Raw genomic sequence first — 19,783 nt, 5'->3', positions numbered from 1 at the left:
ATCTGAGAGCCGTGGTCGTTAATGTAGAACTCACGCTGGATATCGTAACCGGCGTGGTCCATCACACGGCAAAGGGAGTCGCCCAGAGCGGCCCAGCGGCCATGGCCGATGTGCATGGGGCCGACGGGGTTGGCGGAGACGAACTCGACCTGGGTCTTCAGGCCGCCACCGACGTTGGACTTAGCGAAGTCCATACCCTTCTCGCGAGCCTCGCCAAAGATGGCATTCTTGACGGCAACGGAGAGGTAGAAGTTGATGAAGCCGGGGCCTGCGATCTCGACCTTCTCGATCGCGGGGTCCTCGGGCATATGGGCAACGATGGCCTCGGCGATCTTGCGCGGGGCGCAATGGGCCAGCTTGGCGGACTTCAGGGCCATGGTAGAGGTCCACTCGCCATGAGAAGTGTCAGCCGGTCGCTCGATAGCGCAATCGTCAAGTTCAAATGCGGAAAGGTCGCCGGCCTCCTGGGCCGCAGCAAGCGCAGCGCGTACCAGCTCTTCAATCTTCTCGGGCATAGATCCTCCTTGTGTTAAAGCCCCCGAGCTCTTGGTCACTCGTAGGGCAAAAGCCAGAGTTTGTAGCACTCTATCACAAGCGACGGGCACTGTCGCAGGGTAAAGCCAATCGATATTGCATATGCACAAAATTGACTACAGCTTGTATGGAGTCACTCAAAGATGCCAGTCTGCCTGCAGATTATGCAGGCGTTGAAAATGCATAAAGGTGTGAATGAGCTGCGCCTGTTATCGAATACTCTTACCTATCGGAGTTGTGTGCTTTTCCTGCATAAAGTAAGGGTTTGCGCACGTCAGCGTGTTATTCTAGACATACGTAAATTCGTATAAGTTGGAGGTAGCATGTTCTCAATCGGTCAACACGTCATTCATCCGGGTCAGGGAGTCTGCACCGTCGTCGGTTTTAGGGACGACACACCGCAGCCCATGCTACTGCTCGAGACCAAGCAGGGACATGCGCAGACGATCCTCATGTACCCCGTGGCGCAGGCCGACCGTTTGCACGCCGCCATCTCGCAGCAAGATGCCGAGCACCTGCTGAGCCACTATGACGAGCTGGAGTGCGACACTTTTACCGAGCGCAACAGTTCACTTGAGGAGACGCACTTTAAGCAGCAGCTCAAGCTGGGCGCGCCCGAGACGGTCCGCGTGGCAAAGACCATGATGCACCGCATTCGCCAGGCCGAGGAAGCTGATAAAAAACCCAGCTCCTACTACATGCGCGTACTCAAGGAGGCCAAACGCCGCTCCATCGAGGAGTTCGCCGTGGCCTTGGGCGTCACCGAGGAGGCCGCCGAAGCCCGCCTAGCCCAAGCCGCCCTCAACTAACCCATCCGCGCCAAAAACCACCACAAAGGGGACAGGCACCTTTGTGGTGGTTTTCTTGTTCTAGTAGTATTCATTCTTATCGATACCCACGAGCACAAGGAGTCTCTTATGGCAGAGCCGCTTACCGCCGGAATCACCCGCGACCGCGCGTTCGAACTGCTCAATGAGCACAACAAGGACCCGTTCCATATCACCCATGGCGAGACGGTCGAGGGCACTATGCGCTACTTTGCGCGCGAGTTCGACCCCGAGAACGAGGAGTTTTGGGGCATCGTCGGTCTGCTGCACGACCTGGATTGGGAGGAGCATGAGGACGACCCCATGAACCACACCATCTATGCTGCCAAGATTCTTAAGGATGAAGGTGCGTCTCCCGAGCTCATTCGCGCCATCCAGACGCACACGTCGGACTTCAATACCTCGCTGCCCAAGCCCGAGCTGCAGATGGAAAAGATCCTGTTTGCCTGCGATGAGCTCACCGGCCTGATCGGCGCTGCAGTCATCATGCGCCCGAGCAAGAGCGTTATGGACTTTACGACCAAGTCGCTCAAGAAGAAGTTCAAGGACAAGCGCTTTGCCGCCGGCTGCTCGCGCGACGTGATTTCGCAGGGCGCCGAGATGCTGGGCTGGGAGCTTCCTGAGCTCTTCGACCGCACCATCGCAGCCATGCAGTCCTTCGCCCCCGACCACGATACCTTCCAGGCCTAACCGCCCGCGCCACTTAAAACCACCACAAAGGGGAAAGGCACCTTTGTGGTGGTTTTTGTTTGCGCGGACGCTAGGGGCGGACCTGGCCGGTGCCTCGAAGCTTGTATTTGTAGGTGGTGAGGGCCTCGGCGGCAAAGGGGCCACGGGCGTGGAGCTTTTGGGTCGAGATGCCGATCTCGGCGCCCAGGCCAAACTCGCCGCCGTCGGTAAAGCGCGTGCTGGCGTTGGCATATACGGCCGAGGCATCGACCGCATCCAAGAAGCGCTCGCAGGCGTCCACGTCCTCGGAAATGATGGCCTCGGAATGCATGGTACCGTAGCGGTTGATGTGCGCGATGGCCTCGTCCTCGTTTGCCACGACCTTCACGCTCATCTCGAGCGCCAGGTACTCGCGACCCCAGTCCTCCTCAGTCGCGGCGACGTAGTCATCGCCCTCTACAAAGCCGGCGTCGGCGCACGCGGCGCACGTGGCCTCGTCGCCGTGAATGAGCACGCCGTGGTCGTGCAGCACGGCAACGACCGCAGGCAAAAACGCATCGGCCACAGCACGGTCGACCAGCAGCGACTCGGCGGCATTGCACACGCCTACGCGCTGGGTCTTGGCATTAACGATAATGTTGAGCGCCTTATCAAAGTCGGCGGATTCATGCACGTAGATGTGGCAGTTGCCCGTGCCCGTCTCGATCACCGGCACAAGCGACTCGCGCACGCAGCGCTGGATCAGGCCTGCACCGCCGCGCGGAATGAGTACGTCGACAATGCCGCGGAGCTTCATGAGCTCGCCAGTGGCCTCGCGGTCGGTGGACTCGATCATCGACACGGCCTCGCGCGGGAAGCCCTTGGCCTCGAGCGCATCGGCCAGCAGCTCGGCAATCATGGCACACGAGTGATAGGCCAGCGAGCCGCCGCGCAGAATGCAGGCGTTGCCGGTGCGGATGCAGATGCCCGCGGCATCGGCCGTCACGTTGGGGCGCGCCTCATACACTATGGCGACCAGACCCAGTGGCACACTCACGCGGGTCAGGTCCACGCCGCTTGCGAGTATACGGTGGTCGAGCACGCGGCCCACGGGATCGGGCAGCTCGGCGAGCTTTTCCAGGCCGGCGGCCATGCCCTCGACGCGCTCGGGCGTCAGCAGCAGGCGATCGAGCAGTCCGGCCGAGGTACCCGCATCGCGCGCAGCGGACATATCGAGCTCGTTGGCGGCGACGATGGAGTCGACACCGTTGCGCAGTGCTGCGGCCATGGCGCGCACGGCCTCCTGGCGCTGCTCATCGCTCGCCGTGGCAAGCGAGGCCGACGCTGCCTTGGCGGCAACGGCAAGATCGTGGACATACGTGGCTATATCGACCGACATGGGCGGCCCTTTCTCCTAGAAGTTTGCAACCATGGTAGCCGATTTGCGCATGGCCTCGCCCGCGGCGGTAGAATTGGTCAACCCGAAACACCGCAACGAACGGAAGTCTCACATGGCCCTCATCACTTCGTACCACGTCCCCGGCCTTTACGTCGAGGACCACAGCATCGACGTCCCCCTTGACTGGCGCGGCCTGGAGCCGATGCTCCTGGCCGTCGGCAGCACCATGCGCCGCGGCGCTATGCCGGCACCCATCGCCGGCGCGCCCGAGAGCATCAAGCTCTTCTACCGCGTGGTTTGCGCGCCCGACCGCATCAACGACGATCTGCCACTGCTCCTGTTTTTGCAGGGCGGCCCCGGCGGCGAGAGCCCGCGTCCGCTGACGCCCACAAGCGACGGCTGGATCGAGGAGGCCGTCAAGCACTTCCGCGTGGTCCTTCCCGACCAGCGCGGCACCGGACGCAGCAGCTGCGTGGACGGGCGCACGATTGCCGCCTTGGGCGATCGCGCCGAGGCAGCAGGCGCCAATGCGGCCCGCTCGCAGGCGGACTACCTCAAGCGCCACCTCGTCAGCTCCATCGTGCGCGATTTTGAGTACCTGCGCCTAGTGGGCTTTGGAGGCAAGCCGTGGGTCACGCTCGGCCAAAGCTACGGCGGTTTTTTGACGCTGAGCTACCTGTCGCTCTTCCCCGAGGGCGTGGCGGCGAGCTTTACCTGCGGCGGAATCCCCCACGTGCCGGCGAGCGCAAGCGAGGTCTACGCGCACACCTTCCCGCGCATGGCCGCCAAGACGCAGCAGTATTATGACCGCTACCCCGCTGACGTCGAGCGCGTGGCAGCCCTGGCCGATGCGCTCGAAGCCCAGAAGCCCGTGCTGCCCGACGGCTCGCCGATGACAGTCGAGCGCCTACAGCTCATGGGCAGCGACTTTGGCATGAAGCCGAGCTTTGAACGCATGCATTGGATTATCGATCACGCTTTTGTTGATGGCGACGGCACGCTGACCTGCGACGCCTCGGTATCTGACAGCTTTTTGATGCGCGCCTTCGAGCGCACCAACACGCGCACGAATCCGCTGTACTGGACGCTGCAGGAGTTCATATACGCCGACGGTGACACTATGCCCATTGGCTGGGCCGCGGCTGAAGAGAAGGCTCACCGCACCGAGTTCGACACCCTCGCGCGCCCGCTCATGTTTACCGGCGAGGCCATGTTCCCGTGGATGTTCGAGCAGATGCCCGAGCTCAAGCCCTTCAAGCCCGCCATGGACCTGCTGATGGAAGACACCAGCTGGGACAAGATCTACGACCCGCAGCGCCTGGCCTACAACGAAGTGCCGCTCCAGGCCGCGGTGTATTTCGACGACATGTACGTGGATTCGGGCCTGCAGCTCGATACGCTCAGCCGCGTGGGCAACTCGCATGCCTGGGTGACCAACGAGTTCGAGCACGACGGTCTGCACGGCAGTGTGGTGTTCAAGCACCTCTTCGACGAAGCACTCAACCGCGGAGACCTGCGCCGGATCTTCTAACAAAGGAGTGTCCCCACCTGCCGGCACAAAAGGAACGTCCCCAAGTGCCGGCACGAGAAAGACAGCGCTGCGGGAAACGATCCGCAGTGCTGTCTTTCTTTATGCAAATACGATCAAGTTATCCCTGTGTATCGCCGGCTTCTCGGCCAAGTTAGCGAGCAGGCGGTTGCTGGCGATCTGGTCCTGGCGGCGGCCGGCAGCAAGCTCCAGCACGTCCGAATCGGCCTCGGCGATACCGCGGGCGACGACCATACCGCTCGGGTCGCACACATCGAGCACATCGCCCTCGGCAAACTGGCCATCGACCTCGCGAATACCCACCGCAAGCAGAGAAGAGCCACGGCTGACCAGCGCCTTCGCAGCACCATCATCGACCGTCACCGAGCCATGCGCCTTGTCGCCCAGTGCGATCCACAGCTTGCGGGGTGCGATGTCCAGACGCTCCGCCGGCGGATCGAACAGCGTGCCCACGCTCTCGCCGCGGGCGAGGCGCACGAGCGCATCGGGCTCCTCGCCCGAGCAAATCACGCTCTGAATGCCCGCCGTCATCAGGATGCGGCTCGCGCGAATCTTGGTAATCATGCCGCCCGTGCCCACCGATGTGGAAGAATCGCCCGCCGAGGCAATAATCTTGGCATCGATCTTATGCACGACAGGAACAAACTCGGCCGTGGGGTCCTCATGCGGATTGGCAGTATAGAGGCCATCGATGTCCGAGAGCGTCACGCACAGATCGGCAGAAACCAGGCAGCTCACAAGCGCCGCCAGTGTGTCGTTGTCGCCAAACTTAATCTCATCGACGGTAACGGTATCGTTCTCGTTGACGACCGGCACCACGCCAAGCTCCACGAGGCGCAGCAGGGCGTCGCGCGCGTGCAGGTAAGACGTGCGGCGGGCCGTATCGTGGCGCGTGAGCAGCACGAGCGAGGTGAGCAGGTCGCGCGCATGGAACTCCTCGTCGTAGGCCGACGAGATGATGCACTGACCAGCCGAGGCGCAAGCCTGCAGGCTCGGCAGGTCGCCGACCGGCTTGCGGTCGAAGCCCAGCACGGGATAGCCACAGGCGATAGCGCCCGAGCTCACCACGACCAGACGCCAGCCGAGCCTGCGCAGCGCTGCGGCCTGATCGGCAAGCCCGCCGATAAAGGAGCGGTTGACCTTGCCGTCAGTGCCCACAACCGTGGACGAACCGATCTTTACCACCATCGTTTTATAAGAAGTCGTCATACGTCAAACCAATCAACTGTTCAGCGAACGGCCGAGCTGGCGGCCAAGGGAGCGTGACTCGCCCCTACCACCCAAGAAATTAGTGAGCCCAGGGAAAGGCAGAAGCCGCGGCCATGTTCTTGCGCACGAGCTCGTCGCGCATCTGAGCCAGGCCCTGCTCCATGCCCACCACATAGGTCTGCGGGTACAGGAAGCGCTTGAAAGCTGCGTCCAGATGATTGAGCGCCCAAGCACAGCGCTCGCGCGCGTCCTGGATGCTCTCACGCGGAGCCACCGCACTGCCATCGCGCACGATCGGCACCAGCAGCTCGCGATACTCAAGTTCGGACACGTCGGTCACCAGGGCGGCATCATTCACGGCCACGAGGGTATTGCCGCGCGCGGCGCCCTCCCCCGCCAGATGGTCCTCGTCGTAGATCATGTCGCAGACCGGGCCGCCAAAGCCGTCGTAATAACGGCGCACGCGTTGCACACCCGGGATCGTGCGCTTGTAGGGCTGCTCGGAGAGCTTGACCACCGGCGTCCATGGATCTGCCTCGCTCGCACGGCGGGCGGAAAGCTTGTACACGCCGCCCAGCGCCGGCTGGTCATAGCAGGTCGCAAGCTTGGTACCCACGCCAAAGCTGTCGATGGGCGCGCCCTGGTCGAGCAGCGACTGAATCGTGTACTCATCCAGATCGTTAGAAACCGAGATCCCCACATAGGGCAGGCCCTCGGCATCAAAACGGCCGCGAACATACTTGGAGAGCTTGGCGAGGTCGCCGGAGTCAATGCGAATGGCCGACAAGCGCTCGCCCACCGCTTCCATCTCCTTGGCAACCGTAATGGCATGTTCACAGCCCTCGCGCACGTCATAGGTGTCGATGAGCAGCGTGCAGTTCTTGGGGCTCGATTTGGCAAAGGCACGGAAGGCCTCGAGCTCGGAATCGAAGCTCATCACCCAGCTGTGAGCATGCGTGCCAAAGACGGGAATACCGTAGCGGCGGCCGGCGAGCACATTGGACGTAGAGGAGCAGCCGGCAACGTAGCTCGCGCGCGCAACGGCCAGGCCGCCATCGGGACCCTGGGCTCGGCGCAGGCCAAACTCCGCCACGGGGCGACCGTCGGCGGCGAGCACCACGCGCGCCGTCTTGGTGGCGACAAGCGTCTGGAACCCGACGATGTTGAGCAGCGCCGTCTCGAGCAGCTGGCACTCCAGCGCGGGGCCGGTGACGCGCACCATGGGCTCGCGCGGAAAGACGAGCTCGCCCTCGGGCACGGCGTCGATGTTTACATGCGCACGAAAATCGCGCAGGTAGTCGAGGAATCCAGACTTGAACATCGCATCGCCAGCAGGGGCCTGGAGCGAGGCGAGGTAGTCGATGTCCTCGGGCGTAAAGCGCAGATTCTCGACCAGCTCGGGCAGCTCGGCGGTGCCGCACATGACGGCATAGGCGCTGCCAAAGGGATGGTCGCGGTAAAACGCGGTAAAACAACCCTGCTCATTGGCCTTGCCGCTCTCCCACAGGCCCTGGGCCATAGTGAGCTCGTACAGATCGGTGAGCATTGCAATGTCGGTGGGATGCGAGATGTCGGTCAAAGCCATGGGGCGACCTTTCGGATGTGTGGTGCAGAATTTGAGGGTTGGACGAGAGCAGAGCATGCGGACATGACGCCCGATGCGAGTCGGTTAGAGCAGGCCCATGCTGGTCAGGATCGTGTAGCCCATAAAGATGACAAACGCGATGAGGGCAAGGACAATGATGATTTTTTGAGCCGGCGCCATGCCAGGGATCTCGTTCTCGCCCATAGGCTCCTTGGAGGTAACCATGCGCTGGGCAAAGGTCATCTCGTCACGGCTCGGCTTGGGCTCGACGGACTTGGGACGGGCGGCCTTTTTAGGCTGAGGTTTGGGCGCGGCAGGTGCAGGCTTCGCAGCAGCGGGCTTGGGTGCGGGCGCGGGCGCCGATGCGGATGCGGCGTTCGCGGCGGCCTCCTCGGCCTTCGCACGCTCGGCACGCAGGGCAGCCAGCTCCTCACGCTCGCGACGGGCCTCTTCCCGAGCCTCGCGGCGGGCCTTCTCAGCGCGGAGCTCTTCCAACTCGGCGCGCTCCTCGTCGGACAATGGTTGGGACTCAAGCTCGGCCATGATATAGCCCTTTCTTTTAAAAAAAGCCGCCGACACAATGTCAGCGGCTTATCAAATCCATGGGTGGAGACGAAGGGAGTCGAACCCTCGGCCTCTGCCATGCGACGGCAGCGCTCTCCCAACTGAGCTACGTCCCCAGGACAAGTCGATATTTTACCTACGGCTCGCCAACTGTCAACGCCCAATAACCAGTCTTTTTGGGACGCGGCTATTTTGACAACTTTTCGAACAGGCGATCCTCTCGATGATTTTTTAATCCCCGTCCCAGAAAAATCATCAGCGTGCGCTCTACTTTGCGCTGGTGAGGACGCCGGTGGTGTCGAAGGCGGGGGTGAAGCTCTCGTCTACCGCGCCGCCCTCTTGCCAGAACATTGTCGTAAAGCCCAGGTCGTCGGCATGGTCGAGCACCTGCTCGTACTCCTCGCGCGTCACGGCGCGCGCCAACTCGCCGCCCTGCTCGCGCATGAGCGCATTGGGCGTGTACTGGTTCATGACCGAGATCGGCACGTCGCCCACCGTCTGCCACACCAGGTCTAACACGCGGCACGAGTCATCCGCATGCCCCGGCAGCACCAGGTGGCGCACGATGATGCCGCGCTTCATGAGCCCGTCGTCATCCACCAGCTCTCCCCCGCGGCGATCGATCTCGCGCGCCATCTGGGCCAGACCCGACACGGCCACACGCGGGTAATCCTTTATATGGGAGAGCGACTGCGCAAGCGCCGCATCGGCATATTTAAAGTCGGTAAGCCACACATCGATCAGGTCGCCCAGCGCGGCCACGGCACTCGCGCGCTCGTAACCACTCGTGTTGTAGACGATCGGGATAACCAGTCCGCGCGCCCGTGCCGCGGCAATCACGGCAGACAACAGGTGCGCATAGTGCGTCGCCGTCACCAAATTGATGTTGTTGGCACCCTGGTCCTGCAGCTCCAGCATAATCTCGACCAGACGCTCAGGCGAAATCTCAAGGCCAAAATTGCCGGTCGAGATCTCGTGGTTCTGGCAGTAGATACATTTAAGCGAGCAACCGCTAAAGAAGATCGTGCCCGAACCGGCCTCGCCCGAGATAGGCGGCTCCTCCCACATATGAAGCGCGGCGCGGGCCACCTTGAGCGTGTCGTTAGCACCGCAGACGCCGTGCGCGCCCTCATCGCGCGCCGCACCGCAACGGCGCGGACACAAATGGCAGGCGGGCGAAAAAAGTTCGGTCAACGACGTCGGCATAAAAACATGCTCCAAAACAACGATTCAGCAGCTCAAACGTAAAGGGCCAGACCGCGTAGACGGCTCCGTCCCTAAGGCGCCGTAATCGTCCGACACGATTTTTGTAATGTCAAGACTGGAATCGATAAAGTGCCGCTTTATGATGTAGGTATTCCGCCCCCCGCGGAGCAACTGGGTGAACCGTCGCGTTTATTTAGGGAGCCCACACAGTCGTACCTAGTACAGGTATCCTTCGTTGTTAAGGACGCTGGAACAGTCGATGAGGGCACCCACCTGTTTTAGGTGGGTTCATTTTCGTAACGTGGGGGGTGGTTTTCTTTTGCCGAAAATCACCATACAGTCCATATGGATCCCCGCCGGCATCCCGACAAGCCATCGACAACATTCCAATATCTGGTAAGCGCGTGATTATCGCTGCGTGCAATTCCATGCACCCCCCTTGGTCGAGTATCATGGTTCGGCTATGCCCTTTGCGCATGGCGTTCTTCTGACCTTTTCCTTCGACGCTTGGCGGTTTTTAGATTCATGGCTTCATCCCCGAGCTACATACCGTACCTATGCGTGGCAGCGGCGGCCTTTATCACGACCTTCCTCACGGTACCCCTGGTCAAGCGCCTGGCAATCAAGCTCGACGCCGTCGACTATCCTTCTAAGCGCCGCATCAACACCAAGCCCATCCCGCGTTTGGGCGGAACGGCGGTGTTTTTGGGCCTGGTCGTCGCCTGCACTGTGCAAATCCTAGGCACCTGGTACCTGGGTTGGCCGCCCGTTTTGGTGCCCCACCCCCGTCTGCACATCAGCTACCCCATACTTGCGCTTTCTTTTACCGTTATCTTTGCGACCGGCGCTATCGACGACGTCTTCCAGCTCACGCCCAAGCAAAAGCTGGCCGGACAGGTCCTCGCCGCGCTTATCGCCTGCATGGGCGGCCTGCGGATCGGCGTCATCGTCAACCCGTTTGCCCCCGGCGAGATCATGCTCGGATGGCTCGCCTACCCCATCACCGTAATCTATCTGGTGGCATTCACCAACATCATTAACCTCATCGACGGCCTCGACGGCTTGGCCACGGGCATCTGCGGCATCGCGTCGTTCACCATGTTTTCGATGGCCGTTCTCTCGGGCCGCATCGACGCCGCCGCGCTCTCCATTGCGCTCTTTGGCGCCTGTCTGGCCTTTTTGCGCTACAACTTCAACCCCGCAAGCATCTTCTTGGGCGACTCGGGGTCGCTGCTTCTGGGCTTTGCGCTGGGCTCCATCTCGCTGCTCAACGTGAGCCGCACCGCCGCACTCACCTCGCTTATCATCCCGCTCATCGTTGCCGGCGTGCCCATCATCGACACGTTTAGCGCCATTGTGCGCCGCAAGCGCGCCCACATTAGCATCGGGCAGGCCGACAAGGGCCACATCCACCACCGCCTGATCCAAGAAGGCTACAACCAAAAACAGGCCGTGCTGCTCATCTATGCCTGGTGCATCATGCTTTCGGCCGGCGCCGCCGCGATTAACCAGGTCGAGGTGCCCATGCGCGTGCTCATCTTTACCGTGCTCGCCATTGGCTCGGCGGCCTTCGCCAAGCATCTACATCTATTTGAGCCCGTGCTGCTCCACCATTACAACAAGCGCACGCACGAAGATGAGCTGGTCACCCCCGACGACCCCGCTTTTAAGCAGGAGGAGCAGGCAGCCGAGGAGCGCAAAGAAGAGCGCCACCACAAGCTCTAGGGCAAGCTGCCGAGGATGTGCCAAGGCACCGTTGGCCAAGCGCGGCCGCGCCGCGCCCATCGCACAAGCCACCCCTCTCCCGCCCCTCGCCTACTTACGCCCCACCCCTCCAATAAACGCGTTATCATCTTGACCCATGAACATACGTAAGGAGCAATCATGCCAAACGAGAACAGCTACGAAGTCGCGCTGCAAAAGAGCAACGCCATTCGCGAGGGCCTGGCCAAGACGCCCGAGAAGTTCACCATGCTTACCGGCGACCGCCCCACCGGCCGTCTGCACCTGGGCCACTACTTTGGCACCCTCAAGGGCCGCGTCGAGCTGCAGAACATGGGCGCCAAGACCAACGTGCTCATTGCCGACTACCAGGTCATCACCGACCGCGACACCACCGAGCACATCCAGGACAACGTGTACAACATGGTCATGGACTACCTTGCCTGCGGCATCGACCCCGACAAGACCATGATCTACGCACACTCTGCCGTGCCCGCTGCCAACCAGCTCATGCTGCCGTTCCTGTCGCTGGTGTCCGAGGCAGAGCTGGCGCGCAACCCCACCGTCAAGGCCGAGATGGAGGCCTCGGGCCACGAGCTTACCGGCCTTCTGCTCACCTATCCGGTGCACCAGGCCTGCGACATCCTGTTCTGCAAGGGCAACGTGGTGCCGGTCGGTCGCGACCAGCTGCCGCACATCGAGCTCACCCGCACCATCGCCCGCCGCTTTAACAACCGCTACGGCAAGGTGTTCCCCGAGGTCGAGGCGCTGCTGTCCGAGACCCCGCTGCTGCCCGGCCTGGACGGCCGCAAGATGAGCAAGAGCTACGGCAACGCCATCAATATCTCGATGACCGCCGAGGAGACGGCCAAGCGCATCAAGAAGAGCCAGACCGACTCCGAGCGCATGATCACGTTCGACCCCGAGAACCGCCCCGGCGTGTCCGGCCTGCTTTCGACGGCTGCCATCTGCACCGGCCGATCCGAGGTCGAGATTGCCGAGGAGATTGGCATGGGCGGCTCCGGCCAGCTCAAGAAGTACGTGACCGAGGCCGTCAACGAGTACTTTGCGCCGATCCGCGAGCGTCGCCAGCGCTACGAGAACGATCTGGACTATGTGAAGGACGTGCTGCACGAGGGCAACCGTCGTGCCAACGAGATCGCCGAGCAGACCCTGGCCGAGGTTCGGGACGCCATGGGCATGGTGTACTAGACCGATCTGCTGGCTTGAGCTTTCGATTGTTATGGGGCGGGCGCTACGGCGTCCGCCTTTTTTGGAGCCCGACCAGCTCGGCTCCGTCCATTGCACTCCCCCGATAAACGGGAACGGGCCCGCCGGCAGTCAGTTGCCAGCGGGCCCGTTCCCGAAGTACACCGTTGAATCGCACAGAGGGGAGGAATGCGAATCAAACTCAACAGGGCAGGCTTTTTCATCGCCTATTGCCTACTCCGTTGCTGAATACAATATAGTTCACCGTGGTTTACTTTCTGACTGCAAAGTGCGCCGCCACACCTTCTCCATAAGTTAGCCCCGGTAAACCTGCAACGGAAAACCACCGCAAAGGGGACAGGCACCTTTGTGGTGGTTTTGGCCACGGCAGAACTGTTAGAGTCCGGCAGGCCAGCGACAGGCGCCCAGATTGACGTGCATGGGATCGGTAAACGTCACGCCCTCCCCCAGTAAGAGCTCACGCTGAGCATCGGGGCCGCCAAACGCAAAGCCCTCACAGATACGGCCGTCGGCAAACACCACGCGATGACAGGGAATTTGGCCAGGACGTGGGTTGCTATGCAGCGCATAGCCCACATAGCGCGCGCTCCGCGGACGACCGGCGAGCATCGCCACCTGACCGTACGTGGCGACCATCCCCTCGGGAATCTGCTCGACTACCTCGTACACCCGCTCAAAAAAGCCCTCAGATGCCATCGCCTACCCCTTTCCGCCCGCAACAGCATAAAGCACAAATGATCCCTTGGGGACGGCAGGGTTGTAGATCATTGAGACCTCCGCGCGGCCGATGGTCCGCAACCCCGCCGTCGCTGAGGGATCACATGGCATGGCAGGCAGTGTTTGCCCAGATAGAACCTGCCAAAATAAACCTGTCCCTTTTTGGGAGGTAAGTTAGTTGGCGGGACGGAAGAAGGCTACGGCTACGGCGCCGGGGCCCACGTGGGTGCCGATGGTGGCGCCAATGGTGTGGATGGGCAGCTCGCCCTCGGTGTGTCCAGCCCACAGCGCGGCGCTGTCCTCGATGTACTTCTTGAGCACGGCGTCCGAAAGGCCCGTATAGCCGAGCGCCAGCGGCATGGAAAAGTCGACGCCGCCCGCCTTTTCGACCTTCTGGTTGAGCAGGTTGCGGCCGTTCTTGGAACCGCGCGCCTTGCCCAGCTGCACGATCAGGCCGTCCTCGGCGGCCACAACGGGCTTTACGTTGAGCAGCGTGCCCACAGCGCCGGCCGCAGCAGACAGGCGACCGCCGCGCACCAAGTACTCCAGCGTCTCGAGCAGACCGATGACGACCACACGGTCGCGCACGGCCTCGACAGCCGCCGCGATCTGGGCAGCTCCACACCCCTCGTCCACCAGGCGCAGGGCATACTCGACCAGGACACGCTCGCCCAGGGTTACGTTATTGCTGTCTACCACGAACACGTCGCCGCCCGGCGCCTCGGCAAGTGCAGTACGGGCACTCTGATTGGTGCCCGAAAGCTTGGCGCCCACGGTAATAATCACAGCCTCGTCGCCGGCCTCACGCGCCTTGGCAATAGCCTGCGAAAACGCGTACGGGTTGACCTGGCCGGTCTTGGGCAGCTCATCGCGCTCCACGAGCATCTCGTAAAAGCGTTGGTGATCGATGTCGACGCCATCCATGTACACGTCGGTGCCAAAGGTGACGGACAGCGGCAGAACACGCAGAGCGGGGTGCTCCGCCGGCGTCATATCGCTTGCGGAATCGGTAATAATGCGGACGGACATAACGAATCCTTTCTTGCGCAGGTCTCGCGCAGGGAATTTAGACAGCAATGCCCCGGCGCGGCATACGCGCTCAAACGGGACTATGCAGTTGTTAATGGGAAACAAATGCCTTGGCGGCCTTAGATCTCGCGCAGGGTGTTGAGAATCGTACGCAGCGACGCATACATCTGCTCGCGCTGCTCCACACCCATGGCCCTACCGGTGGTGTCGAGCACGTCATGGATGATGCGGTCGGCCTCGTTCATGCTCTCGCCACCCAGCGTGGTCAGGCGAACCGGTGCGCGGTACTTGACGGCAGCATCGCCCGAGTCATCAACCTCGACAAAGCCGCCCTCCTCCAGGTGCGCCAGCGTGCGCGAAACGGCAGCGCGCGTCACACCGGCCACGCGAGCCAGGTCGGCGCCGGTCATGCCGTCCTTGCTGCGCTCCAGGTAGTACAGGCACATGACGTCGGAGCCCTTGAGGCCCAGCCTTGCGCCCTCGGACGTCTTGATACGCTGAATCTCCTTGTAGAGCCCGCTAATCAGTCCGACAAAATCCTCAAAACGTGTCTCGTCGTTCTGCTGCATGGGAGACGACCGCCTTTCGCTTGCATGATGCTAACGGGTAAACATCTTAGCCGTACTCAGCGACTGCCGCCTCCACGCGACCCAATTGTTAACCCATCAACATAAAAACCACCACAAAGGGGACAGGCACCTTTGTGGTGGTCTGGGGCATCAATAGGTTCTAGGCGCCGCTACAGCTCCACGCAGGGATTGTCGCGGGTCACAAGCGTCTTAACGACAACCGTCGCTCCCAGATAGCGCTCGAGCAGCTCGGCCAAGCGATCGATGGCGGCCTGGCAATCCCCCATCCGCTCGGGCTCCACGCACTCAATCGCCAGAAATGCGTCCGCCGAATCGTCGGACAGCGCCGTGCGAACGCCATCGCGCCAGTTCCAGCAACGGCACACGGCGCCCGCATCATCGATATAAGCAAGCTCACCGGGCAGCGTCGGATCATCCGCCTCCTCGCCAAGTGGCAAGAACGCGTCGCCGCCGTCGGTCACCTTCAAGCGAAGGTCTCCCTCAATCGCATGCAGATCCTCGCCTCCCACGGGCAGCGCATAGGTCAACGACACCGTGTTGTAAATATCCACCGCCGGTGTGATATGACCGACCGGCTTGCCCTTGAGCACGCGCTTGAGCAAGTTCTCGATCGAGCAGCGGGCGCCCTTTTTAGTCTTGAACAGCCGGTACGCGTCACGCCAAGCCTTCACCGGCGCGTTCTCGCTGATGGTATCGCTCGTCAGGTGACGCTCCGCATCAATATTGGCGCGGTCGAGCAACGCGGCAATGGCATCCACGTCCTCCTGGGGAATCTGAGCCGCGGGCTTCATGCCCTTTACGACCACGACGCCGACCGCCGCCTGTGGAAACAGCTCCCAAAACGAATTCTCGGCAACAAAGCCCTTCATACGCTCTCCCTTCATTGTGCGCGCCCGAGTGAGGGCGCCTAAACAAAAAGCGCCCTCACAGCGGCCACCTTCAAAGTCCTACGGTGCCGCCACAAGAGCGCTTGCGCTGTCCCCATCCGGAGAAGGGGACGATATGTCAGGCGTATTGTAACCTGAGTCATCCGCGCGAGCAAAACCACCACAAAGGTGCCTGTCCCCTTTGTGGTGGTTCCTTTGTGGTGGTTTTTGGTCTGAGGCGACACTAGTGGCGGAGTCCCAGCAGGCCGCGGCCGCGATGACGGGCCTCGGCGGACACCTGGGCGTGCGGGCCGGCGGCCTTGACGGACTCGGGAAGGTGCGAGTACTTCTTCTCGAAGTTCTCCTCGAACATCACCGCCAGGTTGTGCGCTGCCTCGTCGTAGCGCGCGGTGCTCTGCCAGTACTGGCGCGGCACCAGGATGCCGTCGGGCACACCGTGGCACGTAGTGGGAATGTCGACATTAAAGATATCGTCGTGCACAAACTCGCTGTCCTCGATGGTACCGTCGAGGGCGCGAGCGACCAGGGCGCGCGTGTAGGCCAGCTCGATGCGATGGCCCACGCCATAACCGCCGCCAATCCAACCGGTGTTGACCAGGTAGACGCGCGTGCGGCCGTCGGCGATGCGCTCGCCGAGCATCTTAGCGTAGACCATGGGGTCGAGCGGCATAAACGGCTCGCCAAACAGCGAGGAGAACGTGGGCGTGGGCTCGGTGACGCCAACCTCGGTGCCGGGGACCTTGGCCGTAAAGCCCGTCACAAAGTGATACATGGCGGCGTCGGCCGTCAGGCGCGAGATAGGCGGCAGCACGCCAAAGGCATCGCAGGTCAGGAACAGCACGACGCTGGGAGTGGTGCCCATGCCCTTGGTCCACGCGTTGGGGATATGCTCGACGGGATAGGCCACGCGCGTGTTGTGTGTGATTGAAATATCATCGTAATTGGGCTTGCGGCCCTCGTCGAGCACCACGTTTTCGCAGATGGCGCCAAAGCGAACGGCATTGAAGATCTCGGGCTCGTGGAACGCGTCCAGGCCCTCGCATTTGGCGTAGCAGCCACCTTCGATGTTGAAGATGCCCATGTCGGACCAACCGTGCTCGTCGTCGCCGATCAGCAGCCGCGTGGGGTTGGCCGAAAGCGTGGTCTTGCCCGTGCCCGAAAGGCCAAAGAACACGGCGGTCTCGTGCGTGACGGGATCCATGCTGGCCGAGCAGTGCATGGGTAGCACGTCGTCCTCGACGGGCAGCAGGTAATTCATGACGCTGAAGATGGACTTTTTGATTTCGCCGGAGTAACCGGTGCCGGCAACCAAAATCACGCGCTCCTGGAAGTTGATGACCACGGCGGCGCTGGAGTTGAGGCCCTTAATGGCGGGATCGCACTGGTAGCCGGGAGCGGCGAGCACGCAGAAGTCCGGCTCGCCGGTGCGTGCGATTTCACGGGCAAGCGGGCGGGCGAGCATCTGCTTAATAAAGAGCGCTTGGCTGGCACGCTCGCAGGCGACAAGCAGGCGACGCGTATGGTTGCGATCGGCACCGGCCATACCGCGAGTGACGAACACATCGCGCTCGTTGAGGTAGTTGACGATACCGGCCTTGATGGCCTCGTAGCTCTCGGCAGAAAGCGGGCGGTTGACGGCACCCCAGGCAATCTTGTCGTGAACATCGGGGGTGTCAACGATAAAGCGGTCATTGGGGGAACGACCAGTGCGCTCCCCCGTCTCGATCACCAGCGCGCCGTTGGATGCCATGCGGCCTTCTTCGCGGCGGATGGCGTGCTCGACGAGCTCGGCTGCCGGCAGGTCAACCAACAGGCGGGGCTGGTTCTCGGCGGGGTCTTCGACCAGCGTAATACCAAAATTGGACAGAACTTCTGCAGGGGTAACACCAGGCATGGGGCCTCCTTTAAAAACGCGACACGTGGACGCGGCGCGCACTTTACTCACGTAAAGCCCGTTGTACCCGATATGCAAAAACGTTTTTGCGGCAACGACGAAGCGCCCGCCCAACGGTCAAAAATCGCACGCAAGCGGCCTGGTCATTGGGGACGTTCTTAAATGACTAGTCGTTGGGGACACCCTTGAACAGGCAACAGCCAAGGTGTGTCCCCAGATGCCGGCACATAAGGAACGTCCCTAAGTGCCGACTACTGAATGGCGCCGCCCCAATTATTGAACAACCTGTTCAAAAACACGAATGGACACCACCGCGACTATACTAGAGCGCAGTAGGAGAAAGGAACCGCCTTGAGTATCACGCCCCTCGATAGCATCCGCCGCGCCATCGCCCGCCGCAATGGCGTCGCCGACCCCGCCGTAGCGGGCAGCGGCACCGCAAAGGCCCAGGGCGGACGCATCGAGAATGGCCTGTTCCCCGCCTCCCACACGGCCGAAGAGCTCGCGCGCATCCAGGAGCTGAGCCAGCGCAACGCCGGCGGCCCCGACAGCAGCCAGGCCACGCGCCGTCGCCGCGAGCGCGATCGCGAGCCTGGTCCCATCCACCGCATGGTCAACGCGTGGTGGAACCGCCTGCTCGGCGCTGTCTACGGCGGCGGCTTCTCCACGCAGGAAGCCGAATACGAGGAGCACGCCACCCGCCGCGACTATCTCTGGAATACCCTGGGCACCGCCGTGTGGGGCATGGCGTTTCCGCTGCTCACCATTGTGTCCACGCAGCTTGTGGGCGCCGAGGAAGCCGGTAAGTTCTCCATCGCCTTTGTCACCGGCACGCTCATCATGATCGCGTGCAACTACGGCGTGCGCAACTTTCAGGTCTCGGACATCGACGAAAAAACCTCCTTCGCCTCCTACCAGCTCAACCGCTGGCTTTGCGGAGCGCTCGCCCTGGGCTGCGGCCTCATGTACAGCAGCGCCCGCGGCTATGACGCGCAGATGGCGACGATCGGCCTGGGCGTCTACCTGTATAAGGTGATCGACGGCGTGGCGGACGTGTACGAGGGCCGCCTGCAGCAGGCCGATAAACTCTACCTGGCCGGCATGAGCCAAACGCTACGCTCCGTCGGCGTCATCGCGGTCTTTAGCGTGGCGCTGTTCCTTACGCGCAGCATGCCCATCGCGGCCATGGCCATGGGTGTCACCGCCATCGCCTCGCTCGTGCTGGTCACCGCGCCGCTCGCCCTGCTCGAGACCGAAAAATCGCGCCGCGTGAGCCTGCGCGAGGTCGGCCACCTGTTTGTCCAGTGCGCTCCGCTCTTTGGTGCACTGTTCCTGTTCAACCTCATCGAGAGCATGCCCAAGTTTGTGATGGAAGGCACGCTGGCCTACAAATACCAGCTGTACTTTAATGCCCTGTTCTTTCCGGCGCAGGCTATTTTGCTGAGCATCGGATTTGTCTATAAACCGCAGCTTTTGCGTCTGTCGAGCATTTGGGCGAACCCGCGAAAACGCCGCCGTTTTGACTTGATTATTATTGCTGTTATGGCGCTGATCGTGGCCATCACCGGCGTGTGCGCCGCATTTATGGCAGGCCCCGGCATTCCCCTCATGAGCTTTATGTACGGCCTCAACTTTGAGCGCTACCGCACATTAGCGCTGCTGATGGTCGTCGCCGGCGGCGTAACCGCGGCCATCGATTTTATCTACGCCATTATCACGGTGCTGCGTCACGCCGGCGACGTCACCAAGATCTATCTGGTCTGCTTCGCCGTGAGCGTGGTGCTGCCGGTAATCCTTATCAACCTGCTGGGCCTGACGGGCGCCGTCGTGAGCTACCTGGCGATCATGTCGCTACTGCTGGTGCTGCTGATTATCGAGTACGCCCACATCCGCCAACGCATCGAACGCGACCGCAACCCCTACGGAGCGTAATTAGCTGCCCCCGGCCACCGGAATTCGCGGTGGAATCACCCCGCTGGGGTCTCGTTGCGGACAATATGCATCACGCAAAACTAAGTGAGTAGACTTTTACCGAATCAACGACCACACCGACGAAGCGCAAGTCTGTGACCTGCGGTTTTATTGAGGCAAATATGTTGGGTGCTCGGCATTTCCAAAAAAGTCTACTCACTTAGCCAGCGGGCAGCCAAATGATTATTTAATCCCCGTCCCAGAAAAATCATTTGATGGGAA

Annotated in this window: 17 protein-coding genes and 1 tRNA gene; 6 read left to right on the top strand and 12 right to left on the bottom strand. The window is 61.7% G+C overall.

Going from position 1 to position 19,783, the window contains the following annotated elements:
- Window positions 1-515: arginine--tRNA ligase domain-containing protein (gene argS, locus I2D41_RS00770; protein WP_195363223.1), on the bottom strand; the 515-nt coding region annotated here is incomplete at its 3' end.
- Window positions 516-857: 342 nt separating this feature from the next.
- Between argS and I2D41_RS00765 the strand changes: the two genes are divergently transcribed.
- On the top strand, window positions 858-1,343 hold the full coding sequence (locus I2D41_RS00765) for a CarD family transcriptional regulator (protein WP_006235480.1): 486 nt from the start codon (window positions 858-860) through the stop codon (window positions 1,341-1,343).
- Between the two features lie 108 nt (window positions 1,344-1,451).
- Window positions 1,452-2,051, top strand: coding sequence for an HD domain-containing protein (locus tag I2D41_RS00760; RefSeq protein ID WP_006235479.1), 600 nt, complete (start codon window positions 1,452-1,454; stop codon window positions 2,049-2,051).
- A gap of 70 nt (window positions 2,052-2,121) precedes the next feature.
- On the opposite strand, the gene I2D41_RS00755 is transcribed toward I2D41_RS00760, so the two are convergent.
- On the bottom strand, window positions 2,122-3,408 hold the full coding sequence (locus I2D41_RS00755; protein WP_006235477.1) for a glutamate-5-semialdehyde dehydrogenase: 1,287 nt from the start codon (window positions 3,406-3,408) through the stop codon (window positions 2,122-2,124).
- 112 nt (window positions 3,409-3,520) lie between these two features.
- On the opposite strand from I2D41_RS00755, the gene I2D41_RS00750 reads away from it, so the two are divergent.
- Entirely contained in the window at window positions 3,521-4,939 is a 1,419-nt protein-coding gene (locus I2D41_RS00750; RefSeq protein WP_195363222.1) for an alpha/beta fold hydrolase, read from the top strand.
- A gap of 99 nt (window positions 4,940-5,038) precedes the next feature.
- Here I2D41_RS00750 and proB read toward each other — a convergent pair whose 3' ends face one another.
- The 5 genes from proB to I2D41_RS00725 form a co-directional block, all read right to left on the bottom strand.
- On the bottom strand, window positions 5,039-6,166 hold the full coding sequence (gene proB, locus I2D41_RS00745; RefSeq protein WP_195363221.1) for a glutamate 5-kinase: 1,128 nt from the start codon (window positions 6,164-6,166) through the stop codon (window positions 5,039-5,041).
- Between the two features lie 79 nt (window positions 6,167-6,245).
- Window positions 6,246-7,751, bottom strand: coding sequence for a nicotinate phosphoribosyltransferase (locus I2D41_RS00740; RefSeq protein ID WP_195363220.1), 1,506 nt, complete (start codon window positions 7,749-7,751; stop codon window positions 6,246-6,248).
- Window positions 7,752-7,835: 84 nt separating this feature from the next.
- On the bottom strand, window positions 7,836-8,294 hold the full coding sequence (locus I2D41_RS00735; protein WP_006235473.1) for a hypothetical protein: 459 nt from the start codon (window positions 8,292-8,294) through the stop codon (window positions 7,836-7,838).
- 64 nt (window positions 8,295-8,358) lie between these two features.
- Window positions 8,359-8,431 (bottom strand) — tRNA-Ala (locus I2D41_RS00730).
- Window positions 8,432-8,582: 151 nt separating this feature from the next.
- Window positions 8,583-9,521, bottom strand: coding sequence for a radical SAM protein (locus I2D41_RS00725; RefSeq protein ID WP_195363219.1), 939 nt, complete (start codon window positions 9,519-9,521; stop codon window positions 8,583-8,585).
- 525 nt (window positions 9,522-10,046) lie between these two features.
- Between I2D41_RS00725 and I2D41_RS00720 the strand changes: the two genes are divergently transcribed.
- Together I2D41_RS00720 and trpS are read left to right on the top strand one after the other, a co-directional pair.
- Window positions 10,047-11,246: an MraY family glycosyltransferase gene (locus I2D41_RS00720; RefSeq protein ID WP_195363218.1), complete on the top strand. Its 1,200-nt coding sequence runs from the start codon at window positions 10,047-10,049 to the stop codon at window positions 11,244-11,246.
- A 159-nt stretch (window positions 11,247-11,405) separates the two neighbouring features.
- Window positions 11,406-12,455 (top strand): tryptophan--tRNA ligase, encoded by a 1,050-nt coding sequence (gene trpS, locus I2D41_RS00715; RefSeq protein ID WP_117776139.1) that lies wholly within the window; start codon window positions 11,406-11,408, stop codon window positions 12,453-12,455.
- A 393-nt stretch (window positions 12,456-12,848) separates the two neighbouring features.
- Here the strand turns inward: trpS and I2D41_RS00710 are convergent, their stop codons facing one another.
- The 5 genes from I2D41_RS00710 to pckA form a co-directional block, all read right to left on the bottom strand.
- The gene (locus I2D41_RS00710; RefSeq protein WP_117747035.1) at window positions 12,849-13,169 is read right to left on the bottom strand and encodes an MGMT family protein; all 321 of its coding nucleotides are present in this window, start codon (window positions 13,167-13,169) and stop codon (window positions 12,849-12,851) included.
- Between the two features lie 195 nt (window positions 13,170-13,364).
- Window positions 13,365-14,219, bottom strand: coding sequence for a DegV family protein (locus I2D41_RS00705; protein WP_195363217.1), 855 nt, complete (start codon window positions 14,217-14,219; stop codon window positions 13,365-13,367).
- A 119-nt stretch (window positions 14,220-14,338) separates the two neighbouring features.
- Window positions 14,339-14,788, bottom strand: a complete 450-nt coding sequence (locus I2D41_RS00700) for a MarR family winged helix-turn-helix transcriptional regulator (protein ID WP_117747037.1) — start codon at window positions 14,786-14,788, stop codon at window positions 14,339-14,341.
- Between the two features lie 170 nt (window positions 14,789-14,958).
- Complete coding sequence (locus I2D41_RS00695; protein ID WP_195363216.1) at window positions 14,959-15,678, bottom strand: B3/B4 domain-containing protein; 720 nt, start codon at window positions 15,676-15,678, stop codon at window positions 14,959-14,961.
- Window positions 15,679-15,919: 241 nt separating this feature from the next.
- Window positions 15,920-17,590, bottom strand: coding sequence for a phosphoenolpyruvate carboxykinase (ATP) (pckA, locus tag I2D41_RS00690; protein WP_195363215.1), 1,671 nt, complete (start codon window positions 17,588-17,590; stop codon window positions 15,920-15,922).
- Window positions 17,591-17,941: 351 nt separating this feature from the next.
- On the opposite strand from pckA, the gene I2D41_RS00685 reads away from it, so the two are divergent.
- Window positions 17,942-19,522 carry a lipopolysaccharide biosynthesis protein gene (locus I2D41_RS00685; protein WP_229042024.1) on the top strand — a complete coding sequence of 527 codons (1,581 nt, stop codon included), beginning with the start codon at window positions 17,942-17,944 and terminating at the stop codon, window positions 19,520-19,522.
- The last annotated feature ends 261 nt before the right edge of the window (window positions 19,523-19,783 follow it).

The organism is Collinsella aerofaciens, from assembly GCF_015552075.1.
GTDB lineage: Bacteria > Actinomycetota > Coriobacteriia > Coriobacteriales > Coriobacteriaceae > Collinsella > Collinsella aerofaciens_Y.
The sequence above is the reverse complement of the archived record's forward strand: the minus strand, read 5'-3'. Positions and strand labels throughout refer to the sequence as shown.